The organism is Synechococcus sp. OH2 (genome assembly GCF_047462155.1).
In the GTDB taxonomy this organism is placed as follows: Bacteria; Cyanobacteriota; Cyanobacteriia; order Thermostichales; family Thermostichaceae; genus Thermostichus.
In genome coordinates this window covers 127,399-130,035 of sequence record NZ_JANSIR010000095.1, presented here as the reverse complement: position 1 = coordinate 130,035, position 2,637 = coordinate 127,399, and the positions used below count along the sequence as shown (strand labels likewise).

The following is a 2,637-nucleotide window of genomic DNA, read 5'->3' as shown; positions in this document are numbered from 1 at the left end:
CCGGGATCTGCAACCAGCGAGGCATAAACGCCAGGGGCGGCCAGGCCCACACCTGCGCCGCCGTCAAAACCGAGGGCACCGCCAGCCACAGCCAGCCAATGGACTCCGTGCCCTGCGCCAAAAACACAAAGTAGCTGGATCCCAGCAGCACCAGCCCCATCCCTTCGGCGCTCTGCTGCCACAGCCGCACCGGCAGTCCCCCAAAATCTCCTGAGGCTGCCAACAACCGTCCGCCCAGCGCCACCCGCCCCGTCCATTCCAGCAAGCCCAGCAGCAGCAAGATGCCCCCCCAACTGGACAGGCTCCAATCAGGCCAAAGCCAGCGGATCCCCGCCAGAAGCGCCCCCAGCCCATAGGCATGGGTCAGAAATACCCACCCAGCGCCAACCCTGGACTTCTGCCGCAGCCACCAGGCCAGGATGCCAGTACTCAACAGCAAATGCCAAAAGCAAATCGCCGGCTGGGGAAAGCTCAAAAGCAAGAGGGATCCGCCCAGCCCCAACACCAAGCGTTCCGTCGGTTCTGCCAGCGCCGCAAAACCCGCCTCCTCGCCTTCCCGAGGTCTCTGCTGCCAGCGGGCCGCCAGCCCCAGCCACAGCACCTCATAGGGCAACAGCACCAGCCCCAGCAGCCCCCAAACAGAGTCGAGGGGCTGCAACCCACCCGTTAACAGCGCCAGCACGCTCTCCCGCCAGCTTGCCGGCCACACCTGCCAAAAGGCCCAGGCAGTTTCCAGACCCAGCAAAAACAGCAGCGCCAACTCCACCCTCTGCTGACGTTGGCTCAGTCGCCTCGCTAAGAAGCGGATTCCCAGCAGGCTGATGACCAACACCTGCCAGGCGTTCTCCCCCCAGTCGCTGGCCGCCAGCAGCCAGCCCAAAATCAACAGCACCCCGCTCCACCAGGGCCGCCCCACCTGAGCCGGCTCGTAGTCCTCAGCCGGGCTTTGGGGCAGCCAACCCAAGAGGGCCACCGCCAACCCCAACTGCGACACCTGCACCTGCCCTGAGAGCAGCCCCCGCAAGATCAACAAGGAGCCAGCCGCCCCGATGAGCCACAGCCGGGATCCCCGCAATTCCAGCGAGCGGCGGCTCCAGGTGTAAATCACGGTGCTGAGGATCCCCAAGTAGAGGATCCCAAGGACAAGGGTGGGACGAGACTCCGGCGGCCCTAGGCTCCAGAAGAGGTGTAAACCAGAAAGAGATAAGAAGTTCACCAACGTTCCGTAGAAAGCAGAACCCGCCCCCAGCAAGTCGGCCCGTCGCCAGGCTCCCCACGGGATCCCTATGAGTAACCCCAAAGCAACAGCTCGGATCCCCCACGGGATCCCCAGCCCGTCCAGCGCCCACATGTTGATCGGCAGCAGCAGCAAAGCAACAGCCTCTAAAGTTTGGCTTGTCAGACGCAGCCCGTCCTGCCGCTGCGCCCACCTCGCTCCCACCCCAAACGCCGCCGTATAAGCCAAGAGCACCCCGTACTGAGCTGCCGGGGAAAACTCTTGCCAGCGGCTGGCCGCCAGCACCCCCGAAGAGACCACCACCAAAAACAGGCCCAGGAGCAGCAGCCAAGCTACGCTCAGCTCAGACAGCAAGTTGCGCAACAACACAGCTATCCCCGGGGGAGAGGAGAGCTCCCTAGTTTCGGCTGGCGGCTCTTCCCCCGCCACGACAACCCCAGAGCCGGCCAAGCCAGCATTTCTTTCCCGCACCATCTGCGGGATCCAGATCAAATCGAGGAGCTGGCCGATCCCCAGCAGCCCAAAAGTCAGCAGCCAGAGCAGCCCTGTGCGCCAGCGACCCAGATAGAAGCGGTGCAGACCGCAAAGGCCGAACAAACCTAAAATCCAGAGCACGTAGGCCGAGCCCAGACTGGCTGGGATCCCCCCGCCGACAGAAGTGGCTCCTGGCGCCGATTCCGCCTCCAGCCGATACTGCTCCACCAGATGGCGAAAGTGCTCCGGCGTCAGCAAACCCAGCTCCAGCAAGGCTTGCAACCCCCGCAAAACCTGCTGCCGGGATCCCGAAACGGTGAAGTTGAACGAGTAAGAGCGGGACTGCTCGGCTCCCTCAGGTGGAATGTTATTCTGGGATCCCATGGCCGGATTCTTTGAGCAAAAAGGCTTGGGGCCACTGCTACTCTAAGCCTTGCTCTGTTGGATTGCTATGCTCTTCACAAATGCTCCAGCAAAGCGTGGGTGCTGGGCAGGACGGGGAGAGTCATCAACTGCCCCAGCCGCGAAACGGTGAGCTCCGCCGCCGGCATGGGTTCCGAAACCTGTCCGATGCTGAACACCAGGACTTGGTTGCTGTACGGCAAGATCTCGTCCAAATCCGCCGAGGCAAAAACAATAGCCGTCCCTGCTTGGGCGCGTTCCAGCAATTGACTCCAGACCCACAGCGCCGACTCAATGTCCAACCCGCGCGTTGGCTGTTCCATCAGCAACAGGGTCAGGGTTGACACTCCCACCGACTAAAGTTGGGGGATCCTTACGCAGTCCACAGACGGACTCGCAAAGGCGCTGTCAAGACGCCCCTAGACAGTTCCTTGAGACAGAGCCTCAAGGTTCTGCTTACTTGTTGACTTACAGCCCTGTCTGGGTCTTTCACCGGGGTAGGTGCTTGCTTAGCGGCAGTTGTA

General features: G+C 62.3%; 2 protein-coding genes. Both read right to left on the bottom strand.

Annotated features, from left to right (window positions below; genetic code table 11):
* Window positions 1-2,095 (bottom strand): NINE protein (locus NW835_RS09080; RefSeq protein WP_414415107.1); only part of this gene is annotated, 2,095 nt, incomplete at its 3' end.
* 74 nt (window positions 2,096-2,169) lie between these two features.
* Complete coding sequence (locus tag NW835_RS09075; RefSeq protein WP_414364815.1) at window positions 2,170-2,460, bottom strand: hypothetical protein; 291 nt, start codon at window positions 2,458-2,460, stop codon at window positions 2,170-2,172.
* Window positions 2,461-2,637: the final 177 nt, after the last annotated feature.